Annotated in this window: 28 protein-coding genes; 6 read left to right on the top strand and 22 right to left on the bottom strand. The window is 43.4% G+C overall.

What is annotated here, in order from left to right; all coding sequences use genetic code 11:
- Positions 1-250: 250 nt before the first annotated feature.
- From ACW9JV_RS05835 to ACW9JV_RS05815, 5 genes are all read right to left on the bottom strand, one after another.
- Positions 251-454, bottom strand: coding sequence for an XtrA/YqaO family protein (locus ACW9JV_RS05835; protein WP_457332276.1), 204 nt, complete (start codon positions 452-454; stop codon positions 251-253).
- A gap of 66 nt (positions 455-520) precedes the next feature.
- Positions 521-1,048 (bottom strand): Holliday junction resolvase RecU, encoded by a 528-nt coding sequence (locus ACW9JV_RS05830; RefSeq protein WP_457332273.1) that lies wholly within the window; start codon positions 1,046-1,048, stop codon positions 521-523.
- Positions 1,049-1,089: 41 nt separating this feature from the next.
- The gene (locus tag ACW9JV_RS05825; RefSeq protein ID WP_457332271.1) at positions 1,090-1,860 is read right to left on the bottom strand and encodes a DNA-methyltransferase; all 771 of its coding nucleotides are present in this window, start codon (positions 1,858-1,860) and stop codon (positions 1,090-1,092) included.
- 107 nt (positions 1,861-1,967) lie between these two features.
- The gene (locus ACW9JV_RS05820) at positions 1,968-2,240 is read right to left on the bottom strand and encodes a hypothetical protein (RefSeq protein ID WP_457332269.1); all 273 of its coding nucleotides are present in this window, start codon (positions 2,238-2,240) and stop codon (positions 1,968-1,970) included.
- A 43-nt stretch (positions 2,241-2,283) separates the two neighbouring features.
- Positions 2,284-2,520 carry a hypothetical protein gene (locus tag ACW9JV_RS05815; RefSeq protein WP_457332267.1) on the bottom strand — a complete coding sequence of 79 codons (237 nt, stop codon included), beginning with the start codon at positions 2,518-2,520 and terminating at the stop codon, positions 2,284-2,286.
- Positions 2,521-2,623: 103 nt separating this feature from the next.
- Between ACW9JV_RS05815 and ACW9JV_RS05810 the strand changes: the two genes are divergently transcribed.
- Positions 2,624-2,986 (top strand): hypothetical protein, encoded by a 363-nt coding sequence (locus tag ACW9JV_RS05810; RefSeq protein WP_457332265.1) that lies wholly within the window; start codon positions 2,624-2,626, stop codon positions 2,984-2,986.
- A gap of 34 nt (positions 2,987-3,020) precedes the next feature.
- Here ACW9JV_RS05810 and ACW9JV_RS05805 read toward each other — a convergent pair whose 3' ends face one another.
- The 16 genes from ACW9JV_RS05805 to ACW9JV_RS05730 all read right to left on the bottom strand — a co-directional run bounded on the left by ACW9JV_RS05805 (position 3,021) and on the right by ACW9JV_RS05730 (position 11,619).
- Positions 3,021-3,821, bottom strand: a complete 801-nt coding sequence (locus ACW9JV_RS05805) for a DNA adenine methylase (RefSeq protein WP_457332263.1) — start codon at positions 3,819-3,821, stop codon at positions 3,021-3,023.
- The gene (locus ACW9JV_RS05800; protein WP_457332260.1) at positions 3,818-4,240 is read right to left on the bottom strand and encodes a YopX family protein; all 423 of its coding nucleotides are present in this window, start codon (positions 4,238-4,240) and stop codon (positions 3,818-3,820) included. The genes ACW9JV_RS05805 and ACW9JV_RS05800 overlap by 4 nt, the downstream gene beginning before the upstream one ends.
- A complete protein-coding gene (fbpA, locus tag ACW9JV_RS05795) occupies positions 4,227-4,385 on the bottom strand; it encodes a Fur-regulated basic protein FbpA (protein WP_457332258.1) in 159 nt (52 codons plus the stop codon). The genes ACW9JV_RS05800 and fbpA overlap by 14 nt, the downstream gene beginning before the upstream one ends.
- Positions 4,357-4,518: a hypothetical protein gene (locus ACW9JV_RS05790; protein WP_457332256.1), complete on the bottom strand. Its 162-nt coding sequence runs from the start codon at positions 4,516-4,518 to the stop codon at positions 4,357-4,359. Before ACW9JV_RS05790 ends, fbpA begins: the two co-directional genes overlap by 29 nt.
- Positions 4,515-5,315, bottom strand: a complete 801-nt coding sequence (locus ACW9JV_RS05785; protein WP_457334599.1) for an ATP-binding protein — start codon at positions 5,313-5,315, stop codon at positions 4,515-4,517. Before ACW9JV_RS05785 ends, ACW9JV_RS05790 begins: the two co-directional genes overlap by 4 nt.
- Entirely contained in the window at positions 5,224-6,105 is an 882-nt protein-coding gene (locus tag ACW9JV_RS05780) for a hypothetical protein (protein WP_457332254.1), read from the bottom strand. Before ACW9JV_RS05780 ends, ACW9JV_RS05785 begins: the two co-directional genes overlap by 92 nt.
- 11 nt (positions 6,106-6,116) lie before the next feature.
- Complete coding sequence (locus tag ACW9JV_RS05775) at positions 6,117-6,344, bottom strand: hypothetical protein (protein WP_457332252.1); 228 nt, start codon at positions 6,342-6,344, stop codon at positions 6,117-6,119.
- A gap of 168 nt (positions 6,345-6,512) precedes the next feature.
- Positions 6,513-7,367, bottom strand: coding sequence for a recombinase RecT (locus ACW9JV_RS05770; protein WP_457332250.1), 855 nt, complete (start codon positions 7,365-7,367; stop codon positions 6,513-6,515).
- An 11-nt stretch (positions 7,368-7,378) separates the two neighbouring features.
- Positions 7,379-8,320 carry a YqaJ viral recombinase family nuclease gene (locus ACW9JV_RS05765; protein ID WP_457332248.1) on the bottom strand — a complete coding sequence of 314 codons (942 nt, stop codon included), beginning with the start codon at positions 8,318-8,320 and terminating at the stop codon, positions 7,379-7,381.
- Positions 8,320-8,553 carry a hypothetical protein gene (locus tag ACW9JV_RS05760; RefSeq protein ID WP_457332246.1) on the bottom strand — a complete coding sequence of 78 codons (234 nt, stop codon included), beginning with the start codon at positions 8,551-8,553 and terminating at the stop codon, positions 8,320-8,322. The genes ACW9JV_RS05765 and ACW9JV_RS05760 overlap by 1 nt, the downstream gene beginning before the upstream one ends.
- 75 nt (positions 8,554-8,628) lie before the next feature.
- Positions 8,629-8,799 carry a hypothetical protein gene (locus tag ACW9JV_RS05755; protein WP_457332244.1) on the bottom strand — a complete coding sequence of 57 codons (171 nt, stop codon included), beginning with the start codon at positions 8,797-8,799 and terminating at the stop codon, positions 8,629-8,631.
- Positions 8,800-9,266: 467 nt separating this feature from the next.
- Positions 9,267-9,617 (bottom strand): hypothetical protein, encoded by a 351-nt coding sequence (locus ACW9JV_RS05750; protein WP_457332242.1) that lies wholly within the window; start codon positions 9,615-9,617, stop codon positions 9,267-9,269.
- A 25-nt stretch (positions 9,618-9,642) separates the two neighbouring features.
- Positions 9,643-10,287 (bottom strand): hypothetical protein, encoded by a 645-nt coding sequence (locus tag ACW9JV_RS05745; RefSeq protein WP_457332240.1) that lies wholly within the window; start codon positions 10,285-10,287, stop codon positions 9,643-9,645.
- Positions 10,288-10,334: 47 nt separating this feature from the next.
- On the bottom strand, positions 10,335-10,520 hold the full coding sequence (locus tag ACW9JV_RS05740; protein WP_457334597.1) for a helix-turn-helix domain-containing protein: 186 nt from the start codon (positions 10,518-10,520) through the stop codon (positions 10,335-10,337).
- 12 nt (positions 10,521-10,532) lie between these two features.
- A complete protein-coding gene (locus tag ACW9JV_RS05735; protein WP_457332238.1) occupies positions 10,533-11,348 on the bottom strand; it encodes a phage antirepressor KilAC domain-containing protein in 816 nt (271 codons plus the stop codon).
- Between the two features lie 13 nt (positions 11,349-11,361).
- Positions 11,362-11,619: a helix-turn-helix transcriptional regulator gene (locus ACW9JV_RS05730; RefSeq protein WP_457332236.1), complete on the bottom strand. Its 258-nt coding sequence runs from the start codon at positions 11,617-11,619 to the stop codon at positions 11,362-11,364.
- Positions 11,620-11,751: 132 nt separating this feature from the next.
- Here ACW9JV_RS05730 and ACW9JV_RS05725 point away from each other — a divergent pair, with 132 nt between their 5' ends.
- Positions 11,752-12,201, top strand: coding sequence for a helix-turn-helix domain-containing protein (locus ACW9JV_RS05725; RefSeq protein WP_457332234.1), 450 nt, complete (start codon positions 11,752-11,754; stop codon positions 12,199-12,201).
- Positions 12,202-12,223: 22 nt separating this feature from the next.
- A complete protein-coding gene (locus ACW9JV_RS05720; RefSeq protein WP_457332232.1) occupies positions 12,224-13,099 on the top strand; it encodes a hypothetical protein in 876 nt (291 codons plus the stop codon).
- Here ACW9JV_RS05720 and ACW9JV_RS05715 read toward each other — a convergent pair.
- Entirely contained in the window at positions 13,096-13,293 is a 198-nt protein-coding gene (locus ACW9JV_RS05715; protein WP_457332230.1) for a hypothetical protein, read from the bottom strand. The genes ACW9JV_RS05720 and ACW9JV_RS05715 overlap by 4 nt on opposite strands.
- Before the next feature lie 104 nt (positions 13,294-13,397).
- Between ACW9JV_RS05715 and ACW9JV_RS05710 the strand changes: the two genes are divergently transcribed.
- Genes ACW9JV_RS05710 through ACW9JV_RS05700 form a run of 3 tightly spaced genes read left to right on the top strand, consistent with a single transcriptional unit; the run spans position 13,398 to position 15,625 of the window.
- Positions 13,398-14,015, top strand: coding sequence for an ImmA/IrrE family metallo-endopeptidase (locus tag ACW9JV_RS05710; RefSeq protein WP_457332228.1), 618 nt, complete (start codon positions 13,398-13,400; stop codon positions 14,013-14,015).
- Positions 13,990-14,397 carry a hypothetical protein gene (locus tag ACW9JV_RS05705; RefSeq protein WP_457332226.1) on the top strand — a complete coding sequence of 136 codons (408 nt, stop codon included), beginning with the start codon at positions 13,990-13,992 and terminating at the stop codon, positions 14,395-14,397. The genes ACW9JV_RS05710 and ACW9JV_RS05705 overlap by 26 nt, the downstream gene beginning before the upstream one ends.
- Positions 14,398-14,449: 52 nt before the next feature.
- Positions 14,450-15,625, top strand: coding sequence for a tyrosine-type recombinase/integrase (locus ACW9JV_RS05700; protein WP_457332224.1), 1,176 nt, complete (start codon positions 14,450-14,452; stop codon positions 15,623-15,625).
- Positions 15,626-15,719 lie beyond the last annotated feature (94 nt).

Genomic DNA, 15,719 nt, shown 5'->3' with positions numbered 1-15,719 from the left:
ACTAGATTTAACTTCTACATAAAGAGAAGAACTCCTTCTCCAACATAATACAATTTTTGATAAATTTAGATAAATAACACTAATATTCTTCTTTTTAGAGGGGATTTTGAACTCGGCAGGTTTATATATAAGCCTACCTCTATTCAACCATGCTTATATCATTCCTCTTACTCCCTGGGAATTAAATAATAATCAAATAACTTATTTAAAGTGGCTTCAATACCTTGTTCTTGAAACACCTTCAAGTCGTCTAAAACTCTTCCCCCTCATCATACTTCACCCTCTTAACCTTGCCCTGGTGCATCACAATCTTCGCTTCTCCGTGATCCGGAAGCTCTGTCAGCTTTGCTTTCCCATTACAAACAACAATGGCAAAAGAGGAATTTTGTTCCATTATATCAATATCCAGTTCCCCAGTGCTAGGATTTATGTCGATTTCTTGCATTCTTTTCATAGTAGCCCCTCCCTGATATACTAGTTGTAGTGGTGAGCTGCTCCGAGAGGGGCGGCTTTTTTATCGTTAACTCGTTACTTTTTCAGCATGCTTGTCTACCACAGCGAGATAATCCAACGGAACTCCTCTGCCCTGTCTCACTAAATCGGCGTAGATTTGAAAGTCATCGATAGGAATCGATTTACGCCCTCCCTGCGCCGCATTTTTCGCCGCCAGTGTAATAAGTGATGGTGGCGTGAAGAATACCTCCCGAGTATCCCGAAACTCAACGAGAAGGAACACAGTGGCTCCATGTTGCTCTGCATTTTTCAAGTGCTGGATCTGGTGATCGTGGATGTTCTTGAGATCGAACCGCTTTCCGGATATGCTCTTTGCTTCAAATTCGATTGCTTTCCCATTATAGACGCCTGAGAAGTCCACCGAGCTTTTCGCTTCCCACACAGCTTTTTGAATATTGGTGCCACTCGACTTCAGCACCTTGACCGGGGTCGGGCGCTTGGAGATCAGCGCGAGCCCCTTGTTCTTGTATTGCAGATTCGAAGTATTAACTAAATGCTCAAAGGCCATCCCTCTATTAGCTTGAGTGTGCTTCATTCTGTCCCTCCTCAACCTTTGCTGATAGATTCACTGTCCATTCATTCGGTAATACTCACCTCGGTCATACCTAATTGCTGTCTGTTGTCATTGATCCGTTTAAGTCCCTGGTGACAAAACTCATTGTCGAGCTCAAAACCAATCCAATTCCTCCTTGTGTTATCCGCAGCAACCGCTGTCGTAAATGCTCCCATGCAATTATCCAGCACTGTATCACCTCTATTGGTGTAAGTCTTAATCAGGTATTCAAAGAGCAGTAAAGGTTTCTGAGTGGGATGAAAGGTGTTCTTATCTCTCGGGAAGTCCACGATGGACTTCGGATAGTTGGTATGCGTCGTCGTGTGATCTTTCATTAAACTTTGATCACCCTCTTTAAAAATGCCACCTGTGCTTTTCCTCTTCTTTCTTTTAACCTTTACCAACGGCAGCAAGCCCTGCGGGTGATATGTCGGCAGCTTTTTGTAAAAAACACAGATGTTCTCGTGATTCTTCAGCGGCATTCGTTTGGCGTTCTGGAACCCTGTAGTATGCTTCCCTTTCTTCCATATCCACTCATACCGAAACCAGCTCAGGTTACTTGCGACCAATTTAGAAGTGAATGGCTGGCTTGCCGTGAGAACAATGGCTCCGCGATCTTTAATGACGCGTTTATATTGCTCCCATAATTGTTCGAACGGGATAATTTCATCCCACTTACAATGTGTCGTTCCGTAAGGGAGATCGCATAAGATCATGTCTACGGAGCTTTCCGGTATTTGCCTCATCCCCTCAATGCATTCCATGTTGTAAATCGTGTTTGGTTGTATTGCCATTTCTTTTCTCCCTTCCGCATGATAGAATTAAATCCGAAAGGGAACGCTTGTTCCTTTATTGTATTGAGACCCTCTTATCAGGGTCTCTTTTAGTTGGTAAACGTTACTTACAGCAGCGATCCGTCAATCAACAGCACGCTATCTTCGCCGTCTCTCAATTCATCGAGCACTTCTCGGAGTGGAGGAAGTTCCCTGTCCTCACCTGTCGCTCTGCTGAATTTAGCGACAGCGTAATCTGTCGGCACTTCCTGTATTTCCTCGCACAAAGGCTCGTTCTCGGAATCATCCGCCACCTGCTCGATATATTTCATAATCGCCTGACTTTCGTTTTCGGCTTTCAACAAGGCATAATACGGTTGGCTGATTTCAAAGTATTTCATTGTTCATTCCTCCTATTTGATAATCATCAAGACCCCGCGATAATCAAAAATTTGCCTTACCATCCCCTCTGTCAAAGATGGTGTCTACAAATTGCGTCAGCTCTTTCTCGCGTTTTCGTCCAATCCACGCACTTTCGGTGTGCATGTCGCAGCTATCCCCTTCATAGACATCAGCCTCTTGAATCAAACAGAAGGAGAACACGCCCGCATGAAGGCTGAAATGATAGCATGTTCTACATATTTTCGTTTCTTCACCGGCTGGATTGAAATTGTGCGCCATGCCTATTCCTCCTTTCTCGTAATCGTCAATATACGAAATATCTAAAAAATGTTATACTATCCCAAAATTTTACTTTGAACGTTCGAAAAGGGGGCTCTAACTTATGGTTAAACATTCCCTACTTCTCTTATTTATCCCCCTCTTAATTGGATGCGCGTCTGATAAGGATCAGGTGATTGATGATTTGAGACCTGAAAAAGAGGGGAAATACTCATTCGCCATTTTCGCTGACGAGAATGCAACAAAAACTGAGTATTATGATAAAGTGACTGATGTTGTTGTTTCTTTGGGCGACTCTGTCAGTAGTCATAGTGTTTTTATCAAAAACGAAGAGGACGCCGATGAATATAAATATGACGATGTATTCAATATTAAAAAGTATCCTGTTTTCATAGTGTTTGACAGTAATGGGATTGTCCTAAAAACCTATAACACAAATGAGCTGGAACAATTCTTCTCGGACTAAGAATTGTTCCTTCGCATAATCTGTCCTACGAACATCAACATAATCTCAATCCGTATATATGATCCGCTGCCACCGAGTTAATCCAGAGCGTTTCTGTCCTTGTCGCCCCGGCTTCCGCAGCCGTGACCATCCTTTCTTTCTTCCAGTCACCCAAAATATCCTGATAAAGATCGTGTTCGTATCCCGACAACAGAACTGGTCCCGGATGGTCTATTAAACGGTTCAACATCGATTCGTGATCCGCTTCTGTCATTTCATGCTTGTAATGCCGCTTGGAACGAGTGTCGAGCACATAGGGCGGATCCGCATATATCAAAACTTCCGGTCGCTGATATCGTTCCAGTATCTGTTCGGCCGGCTGATTTTCGATCTGCACCCTCCGCAGCCGCTCAGCAACGTGATGGATCCGGACAGGTAGCTTTCTGAAATCGGCGGTCGGTTTCGGTCCATTCGAACTGATCAAGCTGCGCCACCCTGTTCTGTCGCTTGTCTTTGCGCCTATCGCCTGCCAGCAACGTGTGAGAAAACGTCTGGCCCGTTCCAAGTCTGATCCTTGAGAGTAATAAGATTCGTAATACTCGGCCCTTGCGTATGGCGTATATTCGATTTGGAAAGCCAGTTCTTCCGGCTGTGCTCGGATCATTCGGAAGAGGTTAATGACTTCCCCGTCGATATCGTTAATCGTCTCGACTTTGGTTTTCGGCTTACTGAAAAACACTGCGCCAGACCCGAAGTACGGTTCCAGGTACGTTGAATGCTCCGGCATATTTTCGATGATCCATTCAGCAAGTCGCCATTTGGAACCGGGGTAGTGTAGCACTCTCATGTCATTCATGATTTCACTTCCAATAGCTCCGGGTTTTCGTGGATGTTACCTAGCAACTTCAATGCATCGTCTTGCATGTGCACCCAATACAGCTCAAAAGGCCCGTCCGAACCATAAAATTCGCTTTCTACGCTTTTCCACAGCTGGAACATGCCGCCTGCAAATGTCACAACACCTTGGTACTGTGTATCGTTATCTTCAATGTCGAATACAGTGAAATAGATTATATCGCCCTCGTAAATTTCGTTATCATCTTCATCATCAATACCGGTGTATTGATCCCTTGATAGCATTTCATAATCTGCTAAAAATGCCGGTGACAATGATGTAAGAGTCGCTTGTTCTATCTGGTTAAGATAATAGTGTTTAACCTCAATATTGCCGGAATCTATATGCTGTACGATGTATCGAAACTTAGGCTCTAGCATGCTCCACCTCCATTAGTTCCGGAAGTCGCACTCTCTCCCGTTCCAGTTCGCTCACTGTCAGCTCACTTAGCAGCCGTCCGTCCAGCGCTAGAAAATAGCCTTGTTGCTCCAATTCCTTAATTAGCACCTGCCGCCGTAGCTCCATACTCCTCATCCTCCATTTCTTTCAGCTTCCGCTCGTTCTCCTCAAATATCAGCATCAGCTGCGCCTTCCGTTTCTCCCACAATTCCGCCGGCATCTTTCTGCCGCGTATATAGATCGCTGATTCTATTGTCATGTCATGTCCTCCAGTCTGTGATTCAGCTGAAACTTATCTCCTTGGATCAATACCAGATATTGCTTGCACATTTCGTATATTCGGGTTGCCAGCGCCTCGTCTATTTGAACCATCTGGTCGATTGGCAGCTCTGAAGAGATCATGATCGGCTTGTGGTTTAAGTACCGATGGTTGATGACAGCGTACGTTTGCTCTATCTGCCAATCCGTAGCCCTCGGCACTCCCTTCGCCGCCGGTTTGAATAAATCGTCAATGAACAGCACATCCGCGTTTTTCATGCGCTCCTGCTTCTCTTCCAGCTTGTCGAAGTCGTCCTTTAAGTCATTGAACCCCTCGACGTAAGGAAAATACTGTACTCCGACATGCTTTTTGTGCATGAGATTGTTTGCAATAGCCGTCAGCAGATGTGTTTTACCTGTTCCTGGCTGTCCTAGCAGAGCGATGCTGTTCTGTCTCTCAACTCGAATGGTCTCGAAACTCTGAAAATAGTTATAGGCGCAGTCATAGGTTCCTTGTATCAAGTTTGGCTTCCCGTCCGTGCGGAAGTTCTTGAAACCGAGCTTGCGAAACTCGTCTGTGATTTCACTGGACCGCATCAGCTTCTGTGCCCGGCGCCATTCGATGCAGCTGCAACGTACCCAGACTTCATAGCCATCACGAACCTCAAGATAACCGGTGTTGTCCTTGCATTTAGGGCAGTCATAGTCATGCTCGTTTTCCTGGCTTGATCCATCCGACTTGGCCGCCTGTGATGGATCGCTCTTGGCTTGCTCCGCCCGTTCTTTGAGCTTGTCCATAACCTCCTGAATGCTGGTTTGGGCTTGTTCCATTGGACGCTGCCTCCTTTCGCTGCTTGTCGGTGTAGTGGTTATTCAGAATGATCTTCTTGCAGTAGCCGAGAGAGGTTATCTCGTCCCCGCTGTACTTGGGCTTGAAATTTTCAAAGGCCTGTTTGATTCCGGAGATGGCTTCAGTGGTAGAAACCCCCGCCTCTAAGATGGCACTGGCATGGTCATAATCGGAGGCCCTGGGAGGCAAGCCCGGCTTCCCGCGATATGCCATGAATGCATCTGTGATTTGATCCAGCTGATCCTGGAATACTTGCTCTTGCGTGCGCTCGTTTCCAACAACGATGTTGTATTGTCCCTGTTGTTTCTCTGTATTGTCTTTATTAGAGTGGTCATTTTCGGCACCCTGCGTGCCATTTTCGGCACTCTCTGTTTCATTTCCGGCACCCGTGCCATTATTGGCACTCTTAGAGTGATCATTTTTGGCACCCCATTTTTTGGACTTGTTTACTGTCACGATATGTCCGTATGGAGTCCGTTTTAGATGAATGTAATTCTCTTCTTCCAACCGTTCAAAATTGCGTTTTACTGTTGATTTGCCTACCCCTAAATCATTGGCTACGTCGCTGTATGATACGGGGGAGCCACCAAGAACGGTGCCCGACTTTTGCCCTTCTTGTTCCATTTCGTTGGTGACTCGATCAATACACCATAAGAACTCCCATAACGCTGCACCTATCTTTTTCTTATGGTGTGGAGTGAGTAAGCCGGAGTAGACTCTGAAATAGGTGTCGGACACCGTCTCACCCCCTAATTCGTTTTATAAATAACCATGACGGGCATATTAATTAACCGTGTCCAAAGCTCACCGTTAACGTAGATCTGAAACTCATGTTCAATACCATCGGGCCACTCATCTGTTTTATCCCTTATTTCAGTAATGAACTTTCCACTATCGGACCCTTCTACTTCCTGACCTATCTCCCAATATTCACCGTCCATATGGCGAGCAGATTCAATCCGTTTGATCTCAACCATGTTTATCGCTCCTCTCACAAATCGCTGTCATGCCCTCGATTTTGATTAGTTCCATTCCTGAATAACTCTTTTTCAAATAACTGGTGACGTATTTTCGAAAGAGCCGGCCCCTGTCTGCAGCACCCTTTGTCATCAAGATATAGCAGACAGGGATCGGTATTCTGTGTGTCATTGCACGTCAGCATCTTCAAATGGAAATTCATTTTGAGTAGGTGCGGAATCTTCTGGTGGCTGCTCTGATTTGCCGGCAGGGTCTTCCTCAACTTCTGACACTTCAGCGTCTACATAATCGATATCAGAGCCTACTTCTTTACGCTCAGACGGATCCTTATTCTCTTCAGAGTAAGCTGTCTGTAACTCGATGGAGAGAATGCCCCACTTCGAAAGTAAGTTCCGCAGCACCGTCTTCTTAGCCATAGCATCCCAGTCATTCTTCCAGCCGAAGTCTGACTTGCTGAACTTTTTCTTGTGCGCTTCAATCTCAGATTTGGACCAGTACACGGTCTTGCGGAATCCGTTGATTAATTCAAAGTAGCCGGCATATCCGATGACCTTATCCGATTCCTTCGCTTCAAAATCAATTTCAATTTCTTCTGTAAGGCGGTCCCACTTCTTTAATTCACCTTCATAAATCTCCACGACATTGATATTTTTGTACTGGCCGGACCGCAGCGCTAACTGAATCAGGCCGCGATAACCGATTTGAGGCGTTGCCTTATTACCGTAGGGGACAATGTACATATAACCGAGGTTTTTATCGACCGGTAAGTCCAGCGTAGCTGCAACCATGGCTGAGCTGATCACACTCATTGGTTCGCACTTTTGCAGCATTTTCTCTTCGTTGTAGAGGTTCACAATGCTGGTGATAAACTGGCTGGACCTTTTCCCAAGATTCTCTTCAAACCGACGCTTAATAGTTGGTGTTTCGAGCAAACCCTTCAACGTTGTACCTTGCGTGTTTGACGGCGCCTGACCGTTCTGTTTATTGGAAAGGTTGTTTTTCAAAGATTGGTTGGTTGCCATGCCATCGCCTCCTATAAAGCTTTGTAGGTGAATTTTCTGTATTGAGATTTATACGTGTAAGCATCTGCGAGTGCCGGTTTTTCTCGTTTCAATTTTGCTGTGTCCACCTTATTGGCAGTGATGTTCTTCCATGACACTTCATAACCGTTCACATAGCCCAGCTCCGCGTCTTGCATCTGCCATTTAATGTTGTTTTTGATTTCTTTCTCCTCGTTCTCCAGCATTTTTATATCTGCTTTAATTTGATCGAGTCTCTGAAGCGCTTCTTTTTCGTGAACGCCAAGGTTGGTCACTTTCTCTTTTTCTTGTTGTGGGAAGCGTTCGTTCAGGTATTGCTCGGCAGCGCTGGAACCATCTAAGGCTGGCGGTACATTTGCCATCACATGGTTCTCCCAGAAGTTTTTCTCCTGTTGGATAATCATGTTGATCAGCTCTTCATCCCGCTCAATCTCTTTCCAAACAAACTTTTGGCCACCGATTAAAACAGCTATATAAGCTTTGGATTTGCCTGTCACAGCGAGATAATGTTGTACCTGGACGAGGTACGCATCCGGGATTTGGTCTTCTTCCCAATCCTTAGCGAGAAATTGGTTTGCTGTTTTGCATTCGAGAATGGCGTCTTCCCTGACAATCACGCGATCGACGTTTGCCAACATGAAAGGATAGTCAGGGTGCTGCATCATTGCGTTTTTCCGTCTCACTCTTTTGCCGGTTCTCATTTGGAATTCTTCGGCTACCAAGTCTTCCAATCGGTTTCCGAAATATGCCGCTTCGCTCGGATCCTCTTCATCCGGAACATGTTCTTCTGTTTTTTCGTTCCAGACCTCAAATGGGGACTTATATTTATTAACTCCGAGAACCGCGGAAGCATCGCTCCCGCCAATTCCCTTCTTTCGCCACTTCAGCCAATCGGCTTTATTCATATCTTTCGTTTGGGTGACAACAACGCTCATCAATCTTCCTCCAATCCTTCTATTTGCTCCTTCATCTCGTCATAGTCATCTTCATCCACAATGACTTTCTCCGTTGATACTTGAATCTCGACGTACTCTTTTCCAAGGCTGCCATCTTCAACAACGTATATTTCATCTTCTTCCATTTCTTCTTCTTTAGATTGCGCTAATACACTGAGGTCGGCATCCATTTCACAATCCAAAAGCTCGATAATCAGTTCTTGAACGGTCATCAAACCATTCCTTTCCTTGTGTTTTTAGTTTGGTTCGCCTACAATAGAGTTAAATTCGTTTTCTTATTGTGCCGATCAGACCGCCATCTGGTCGGCTTTTCTATGCGCTCGGTAGATGGAAAGCACTTTCGCTTCCGTCATATCCAGTCGAGTCGCTACCTGCAGCGCCCCTTCTTCCCCTAGCGCATCCAAGTGATTCACGATATAAAATGTATAGCGTTCAGGTACTCCGTTGGATTGTTCCATATCACTCACCCTACTTTCATAGCATGCTGCCGAATGTAATCGGCCAAGCACTCCACGTCGTCATGCAATAGCACGTCCTGTTCAAACTCCAATGCTCCCTCATAGTCCACAATGGCGCGGCCGCAGCCCTCACATTCACCGATTACCTTCGGTTCGTCTTGGTCCAGATATTGGCTCGGTAGAACCATCGGGTTCTCAACACTGATAGATGGCACGTTAATTCCTCCCTAATAAATGGTTGCCGCAGATTTTGCAGAACTCTGCACTCTCTGGATGATCGGTATTACCGCATCTGTCGCAATTCATAATTTATCCTCCTTTCAGGTGCCGGCGCACCGCCGGACCCACAGCCACCCTCGGGCAGAGGATAAAGTGGAAGCTATGAGCCCGGCGGCAAGCCAGCCGCAAACCCGGCTTGCCTTGCTTATCAACCTTTGGTAAACTTGAATCAGTAGAAGATCCCTATCTTAAGCGTGTGCTGTTCCCGCAGCCGCGCTATTTCTTTGTATCCAGAAAGCCTGCTGAAACTTCGTTTTCTTGGCTTCCATCGAATGTGCCAATTCGTACAGTGCTAATCCCCTATGAGCGCTTTTCATCGCCATGTGAAGCTTCCCGCGTTTTTTCAGTGCCCGGATAACAATCTCCATTTCAAAGCCATCCATTTCAGCGTAAATTCCGTTTTCTTTTACGTTATCCAAGGCAATTTCCACTTGCTCTTGATCGGCTCCCTGCAGCTTGTCCGAGTAAATTTCGACGGCCAGCACTACCTCGGTCATTTGTTTTTCACTTGCATTCAAAAGTGGCTGTGATTTATTCATTCTTTTTCCTCCATTCTTTAAATTTTTATTTAAGTCCGCCAAGTTGAGCCAGTCTCTCTTGATCCGTTCGCTCTCTTCTTAGCTCTTCAAAAGCGCCAATCGAGTGCATCAGAATATTATTTGCGATTCCTCCATTAATCCATGTTGCTTCAACGTATTGCTGGTTCATCCCCCATTCATTGTTCATGGCAGTTAACAGGCAGTCTGCTGCATGTCTGACATCCCGAATCTGTTTAGCTGTTGCCTGCACCTGCTGCTGTTCTCTATCTTCGAAACCTTTCCAGGGTCTCCAATGCTGAGAGAGCTTTTCAATATCTTTAGCTGCGGTAAAACTTTCTTCCACTTCAGCTTTAAAATTGTCCAACTGACTCGGTACATTATCTAACAACCGCGGATCTGTTGGCGGTTCACTTAGTCCATAAACATGTAATATAAGTTCCAGAGCCAATGTGTCTTCGACTGTTTCACACCATTCGATACATTCCTCCAGGTGGATCTGCGATGTTCCATCTTCAATACCGCTAAGTCTTCGCTCAGTCATTCCCAACTGCTTTGCCAGCCACCGTTTGGTTCGGCGTTCGGGTTTCCAAGCGCGTTCCCTCGCCGTTTTTAAGATCGTTGGTATCGATGACGGACTATATAATCTGGATTTTGCGGTTTTGTTCTGCATTTTGTTTGCCTCCTATTTATTGGTTTTTCAAGATAAAATGATAATAGTTACATAGCATTGGATTCTGTATGGACTTCCATCGTTGATTGATTCCGGATCCAGTCGTCGATGGTTTCTTTTGAAAAAAAGATCCGTTTTCTCACTCGAAAATGCGGTATTTCCTTAGCCTGCACCATGTTGTAAATAGTGTCGGGATGTACGCTTAGATACTCTGCAGCTTCTTTTACGTCCATGGTTTGTTGCAATTACATCACCTCCGTGTATTCGTTAAGCAGCTTTCTTGTCAGATTGATTTGGCCTTTTCCGGTAACGAGCGTTGTCACGCTCTCAACGTCCCCTTCTGTTCGACTGATTAGAGTTACGCTGGTATCAAAGAGACCCTGCTCAATGTACTTTTGTTTTGGATTGTTACGCTCGCGCCCATGTTTGATCAGGTATCCCTGTTCTCTAAGCCAAGCGAACAATTTGTTTCGGCCAATGCGAAGTCCATGATTCTCATAAATCATCTTGGCGAAGGCTCCAACGTTAATAGATGCGTTTGAATTTGAAACAGCCTTTCCGAAAGTGGAATATGGCTCGTCCAGTTGTAACTGCTGCTCAGCCGCCTGACGTTTCTGCTGTTCATCTTTCAGGTTGGTTGCCAGTTGAATTATAGTGTCTGGATTCATCAACGTTTCTTCGATCTTTTCAGGAGTCATGTAGGCTCCGTGCTTTCGGATTGATGGCAAGACCTCTGAAGTCACCCATCTTTTAAATGATTTCAGCTTGGCAACTCTACTGTTGAAGTCTTCTTCTGAGATATGCTGCTTTTTCTGAGGTTGCATGTTAAAAAGAAGTGAATATAACCCGGACTCATTAACAACCGTCATTGTCTGTGTTCCTCCAGGAGTGTTCACAGGTGACACACCCTTTTCATCATCATCGATGCGGTGGATGGAACGTCTATAGTTTGTATCGCCGAAGACTTCACAAATATCTTTTGCAACAAAATACGGTTCACCGTTTATAACCTCAGTCCGTACTTGCTGTTGTTCAAATTCGAAAGTGAGTAGATTGTTCATGCTTTCGCCTCCTTTAAGCTGATGTGGTTTTACCCAATTTTTTGTTGTGTTCATTATTAAAAAAAATAGATTCAGGATCCTCTCGAACTATTTTTGATAATGGCAATGCAAGTTTTAAGCTCGGAGTTCTAACGCCTTGTTCGATCATTCCATAATAGCTCTCTGTTATCTCAATGCCAGTTTCTTTGTGAAGATTAGAAACAACATCTTTTTGAGTAAGGCCGAGCTTTTTTCGAGCTTCAATTAGGCGCTCGCGGCGAAGAGAGTTCATCTTTTCACCTCCCAACGTTTTGTTGTCTATATATTAACCCAACATTTTGTTGAGGTCAACAGCTTTACACAACTTTTTATTGTTTGTGTTTTTAAACCCAACTTATTGTTGTAAAATGGAGGTATCAAATTTATGGGAATGATTGTTATGGCAAGTATTGAAGACAGATTGAAGCAACTTAGAAAACAACATAAACTTACGCAAAAAGAGGTAGCTTCCTACTTAGACATGACAGAAAGTGGTTACGGGTATTATGAACAGGGCAGGAATGAACCTTCTCTTGGTGTATTAAAATCGTTGGCGAAGAAATATGATGTTACAGTTTCTTATCTGCTAGGCGAGACAGATATTCCAAATCCACCAGACGAAGAATACGATCCAATGGAAGACCTGAAACAGTTCTTCATCGATAACGATCTCCAAGACGCCGGCTTCAATTTTTACGATATTAATGAATGGAAGAAAATGAGCCGGGAGCAGATTCAAGAAGTGAAGAATCACTGGCTGTGGGTGAAGGAGAAAGCGCGCAGAATGGAAGAAGAGGACGATGGCGAAGACGATGATTTAGATTTCAATAAATGAATATAGATAAAGGAGGGGCACGTTGTCTTTTTCGCAAGAAGATATTATTCAAGCAGTAGAAGAAATAATAGATCAGTATAAACATAGTGTTAAAATAAAGTTTAAAGAAAAATCGGAAACACATCCCGAGGCATTTCCTATAATAAAATTTAATGACTATTTGTCAATTGTTCGCCTTGTTTTAAATTCAAATTATTTCACTAGAAATGAATTCATTATAATAACCGATAATCTTGAAGAATACTTCCAAACTATTGATCATTCAGACCTAGAAATCGCTCGTTTTGGTGAAATATATGATCAACCGGTGGATGAACTAAAAGTAGAGAAAATTATAAAAGATGGGCTTATATCCAAGTTAGAGAATAAAAATATTCACGCGGTTTTCAGATTGGATGATTTAGAGTTTAGTTACAAAAATGCAGGTGGTCGAATTGCTAACAGTCATTATGAAAGATTTAAGATGCACAACAACAAATCTGTTAAATCTTTCGATCACTCACTAAGACAAAGTTTTTCCCATTATGATATACAGCCTATTATTGATCGTGTAGATGATAATGACTTCGAATATCAAATTGACCAGGCATTGGAATGTTTTAGCAGATCACTTTATTTACCCGCAGCAGCAACCTTTTGCGTAGCCCTGGAAACATTATTGACGCTAATTTTAGAGAAAAACGGGCAAAAAGTTAAAGATTCAGATAGTACCTTGTTGGGAGAACTAGCTGAAAAGCTAAAGTCAAAGGAGATAATCAATTATCGTGAGAAAAAACGTCTTGATATTGCTTATGATTTAAGAAACACAATCAGTCACACCAACAAGGGTAAAGTAATAAAAACAGATTGTGATGTCATCGTAAATACTATTAATCAGTTTGCTGAAGAATACTTTTAATCCAGTAGGCGGTCTGAAACGTAGTTAATATCAAAAGCTTCTTCTGGTGCTATTTCTTTCAACTTATTTTCTATGCTTCTATAAGTTTCACACAGTCTAACTTCATCGGCAATACTTTCACGAAAACGCTTAGTTTGTCTAAACGAATCGATAAGAACAGCCCATTCATCCACCGTGAATATATCAGAATTCATTAAAAACACCTCTTTATTTTATAATATAACACTCGCCCCTTTCATTTATAGGGGTATTCTTTCAAACTTAAAACCAAACATACGTTCTTTCAAGGAGTGATTCAATGTATCATACACATAGAGAAGATTACGTACTCAAAATGTATCGCTATCTACGAATCTACACTCCAAGAGAAATCGATGAACAAATAATCAGCCGGAAGTTGCGGATATTCTTGAAATATCACGACGAAGGTTCCACTTACAAAGAACACGGACGATTCCGCGCCATCCTTTTGCAGCGAGGTTTGTCTCCGGAAGAGCACCGCATTCAGTTCTTTCATGAGTTGGGGCATTTGCTGCGGCACGACAGTAACCGGATGTTCATATCAGATAAGCTGGCTGATTTTTTAGAGTGGGACACAAGGTTATTTGAGATGTATGCCGCCCTCCCCCATCATATGCTCCGCGGATACGATTGGGATGCACCAGATATTATTGAGCAGCTATCGGATGATTTTGTGGTTCCGTCAGACTTTGCTAAGCAGCGATTAAATCAGTTATATAGGCAATCCGTAGTGCAGCCTGCAATGATTAGAAAAAAGAACAGTCAGCTGCCTGCTCACTCTGAAAGTTACAATCCGGGCAAGTGGTCTTATGAAACGCAAAGAATTATGAACCAACTCCAGGAACAAGTCGGCGAGGAGGTCGTGAATTATGTGGGTTTATTACGAAGAGATTGACGGAGAACATCAAGCGAAGTGGGTGCTTGTTAAGACAGATGGAGAGCAGCGCGGTTCACTTCTTTTTTACACGGTTCCTAAGAGCATGGATCACTTCTACGAAGAAGACTTTGCTGACTTGGCAATTCTATCTGTAGATATGGGAGAACTCGTAAGAGATCCGTTCGATGACTCCAGCTTCGCCATTAATACGGATATGGTTCAATGCCGACTAGAACGCAGTGGTCATAACCCATCTATGTTGGAAGAAGCTGAATACTTCATTATGCTTGTGGACGATTTAGAAGAAGTAATGTCAGTAAGTAACTTTTTTTTTGGTAGAAAATCGAACGTAAGTTCTTTTAATCCGTTCGTATCGTTGTTCCTCTGCCTCCGTCATTGAGTGACGTGAGAAAATACGGCATTCACAAGGATCCAGAAAGGAGTGATATAGCTTGGCTAACATCGAAAAGCGTGGGAAAAACAAGTACCGGCTATCCGTTATCATTGGTTACACGGAAACCGGTAAAGTCATTAGGGAGCGAAAAACAGTACAGGCTAAAAACCAAACGGAAGCCAAAAAGGAACTTTCCAAATTTGAAGCTGAAATATTATCCGGCCACTATATCAAACCAGAGCAAATAAAACTTCGTGACTTTTATCAGGACTGGTTAGAGAAGTACGCCAAAAGCTCCTATCAGCCAGATACTATCCGTGATTACACAGGAGTCCTGAACGCGAGAATTTTGCCGGCATACGGAAATTTGAAGCTCTCAGAGATCAAACCCATACACATCGTAAATTTTATGGACGATCTCCAAAAAAACGGGAGGCGGCTAGACGGTAAAGAGGGACCTCTATCAAACTCAGCTATCCGCAATTCGTTCAAAGCATTTAACAGCATACTAGCCTGCGCGGAACAATGGAAGCTAATCAAAGAGAATCCTGCTGCTTCTGTGAAGCCGCCTAAGCTGAAAAATGCTCGATCAAAATTAAAATACTCTTCAGAAAAAGTATGGGAGCTTATTGAGCATATAAAATACGAACCTTATGAAAAACAGATTATGTTCTGGATTGCTTTCGTAACTTCGGCGAGAGAAGGCGAAATTGCTGCTCTGGAGGACAAACACGTCTCCATCGATGAAGATCTCATCTCCTTCGAACAATCACTCACAGAAGTCAAAGGAGAAGGGCTGCAGGTCAAATCCATAAAAAATGAACTGGAAGGAGCTGCAGCTATTCCTCATGAACTAACATTGATGATCCAAGATCTGATGCACGAAAAGTATAGGGTTAAAGAAGACATGAAGGATAAATACGACTACCCTGATAATGTATTTCTATTTTCCAACGAGTACGGTAAACCGATCCGTCCGGACAGTATAAGTCAATGGTGGGCTCGATTTATTAAAAAGAACGAACTAGAAAAAATTCGGTTCCATGATTTACGACATATATCCATTACGTATTTGATTGAAAAAAATGTGGCCATGAAATCTATAAGTGAACGAGCGAGGCATTCGAAAATTGGAACAACCATGGATATATACGGCCATGAAATTGAAGAAGTGGATCGAGTAGCAGCGAATCACTTTAAGAAGTTTTTTACGGAGAAACAGGGAGAAAAATAAATTCTGCCCCAATCCTGCCCCAAAGAGCTATAATCAGAGCAATTTACAAACATTAAATGAATCACGACAAAAATAAAAACCCCTTGTGTCCCAA

The organism is Salibacterium sp. K-3 (assembly GCF_054052005.1).
This window is presented reverse-complemented; position numbering and strand designations above follow the sequence as displayed.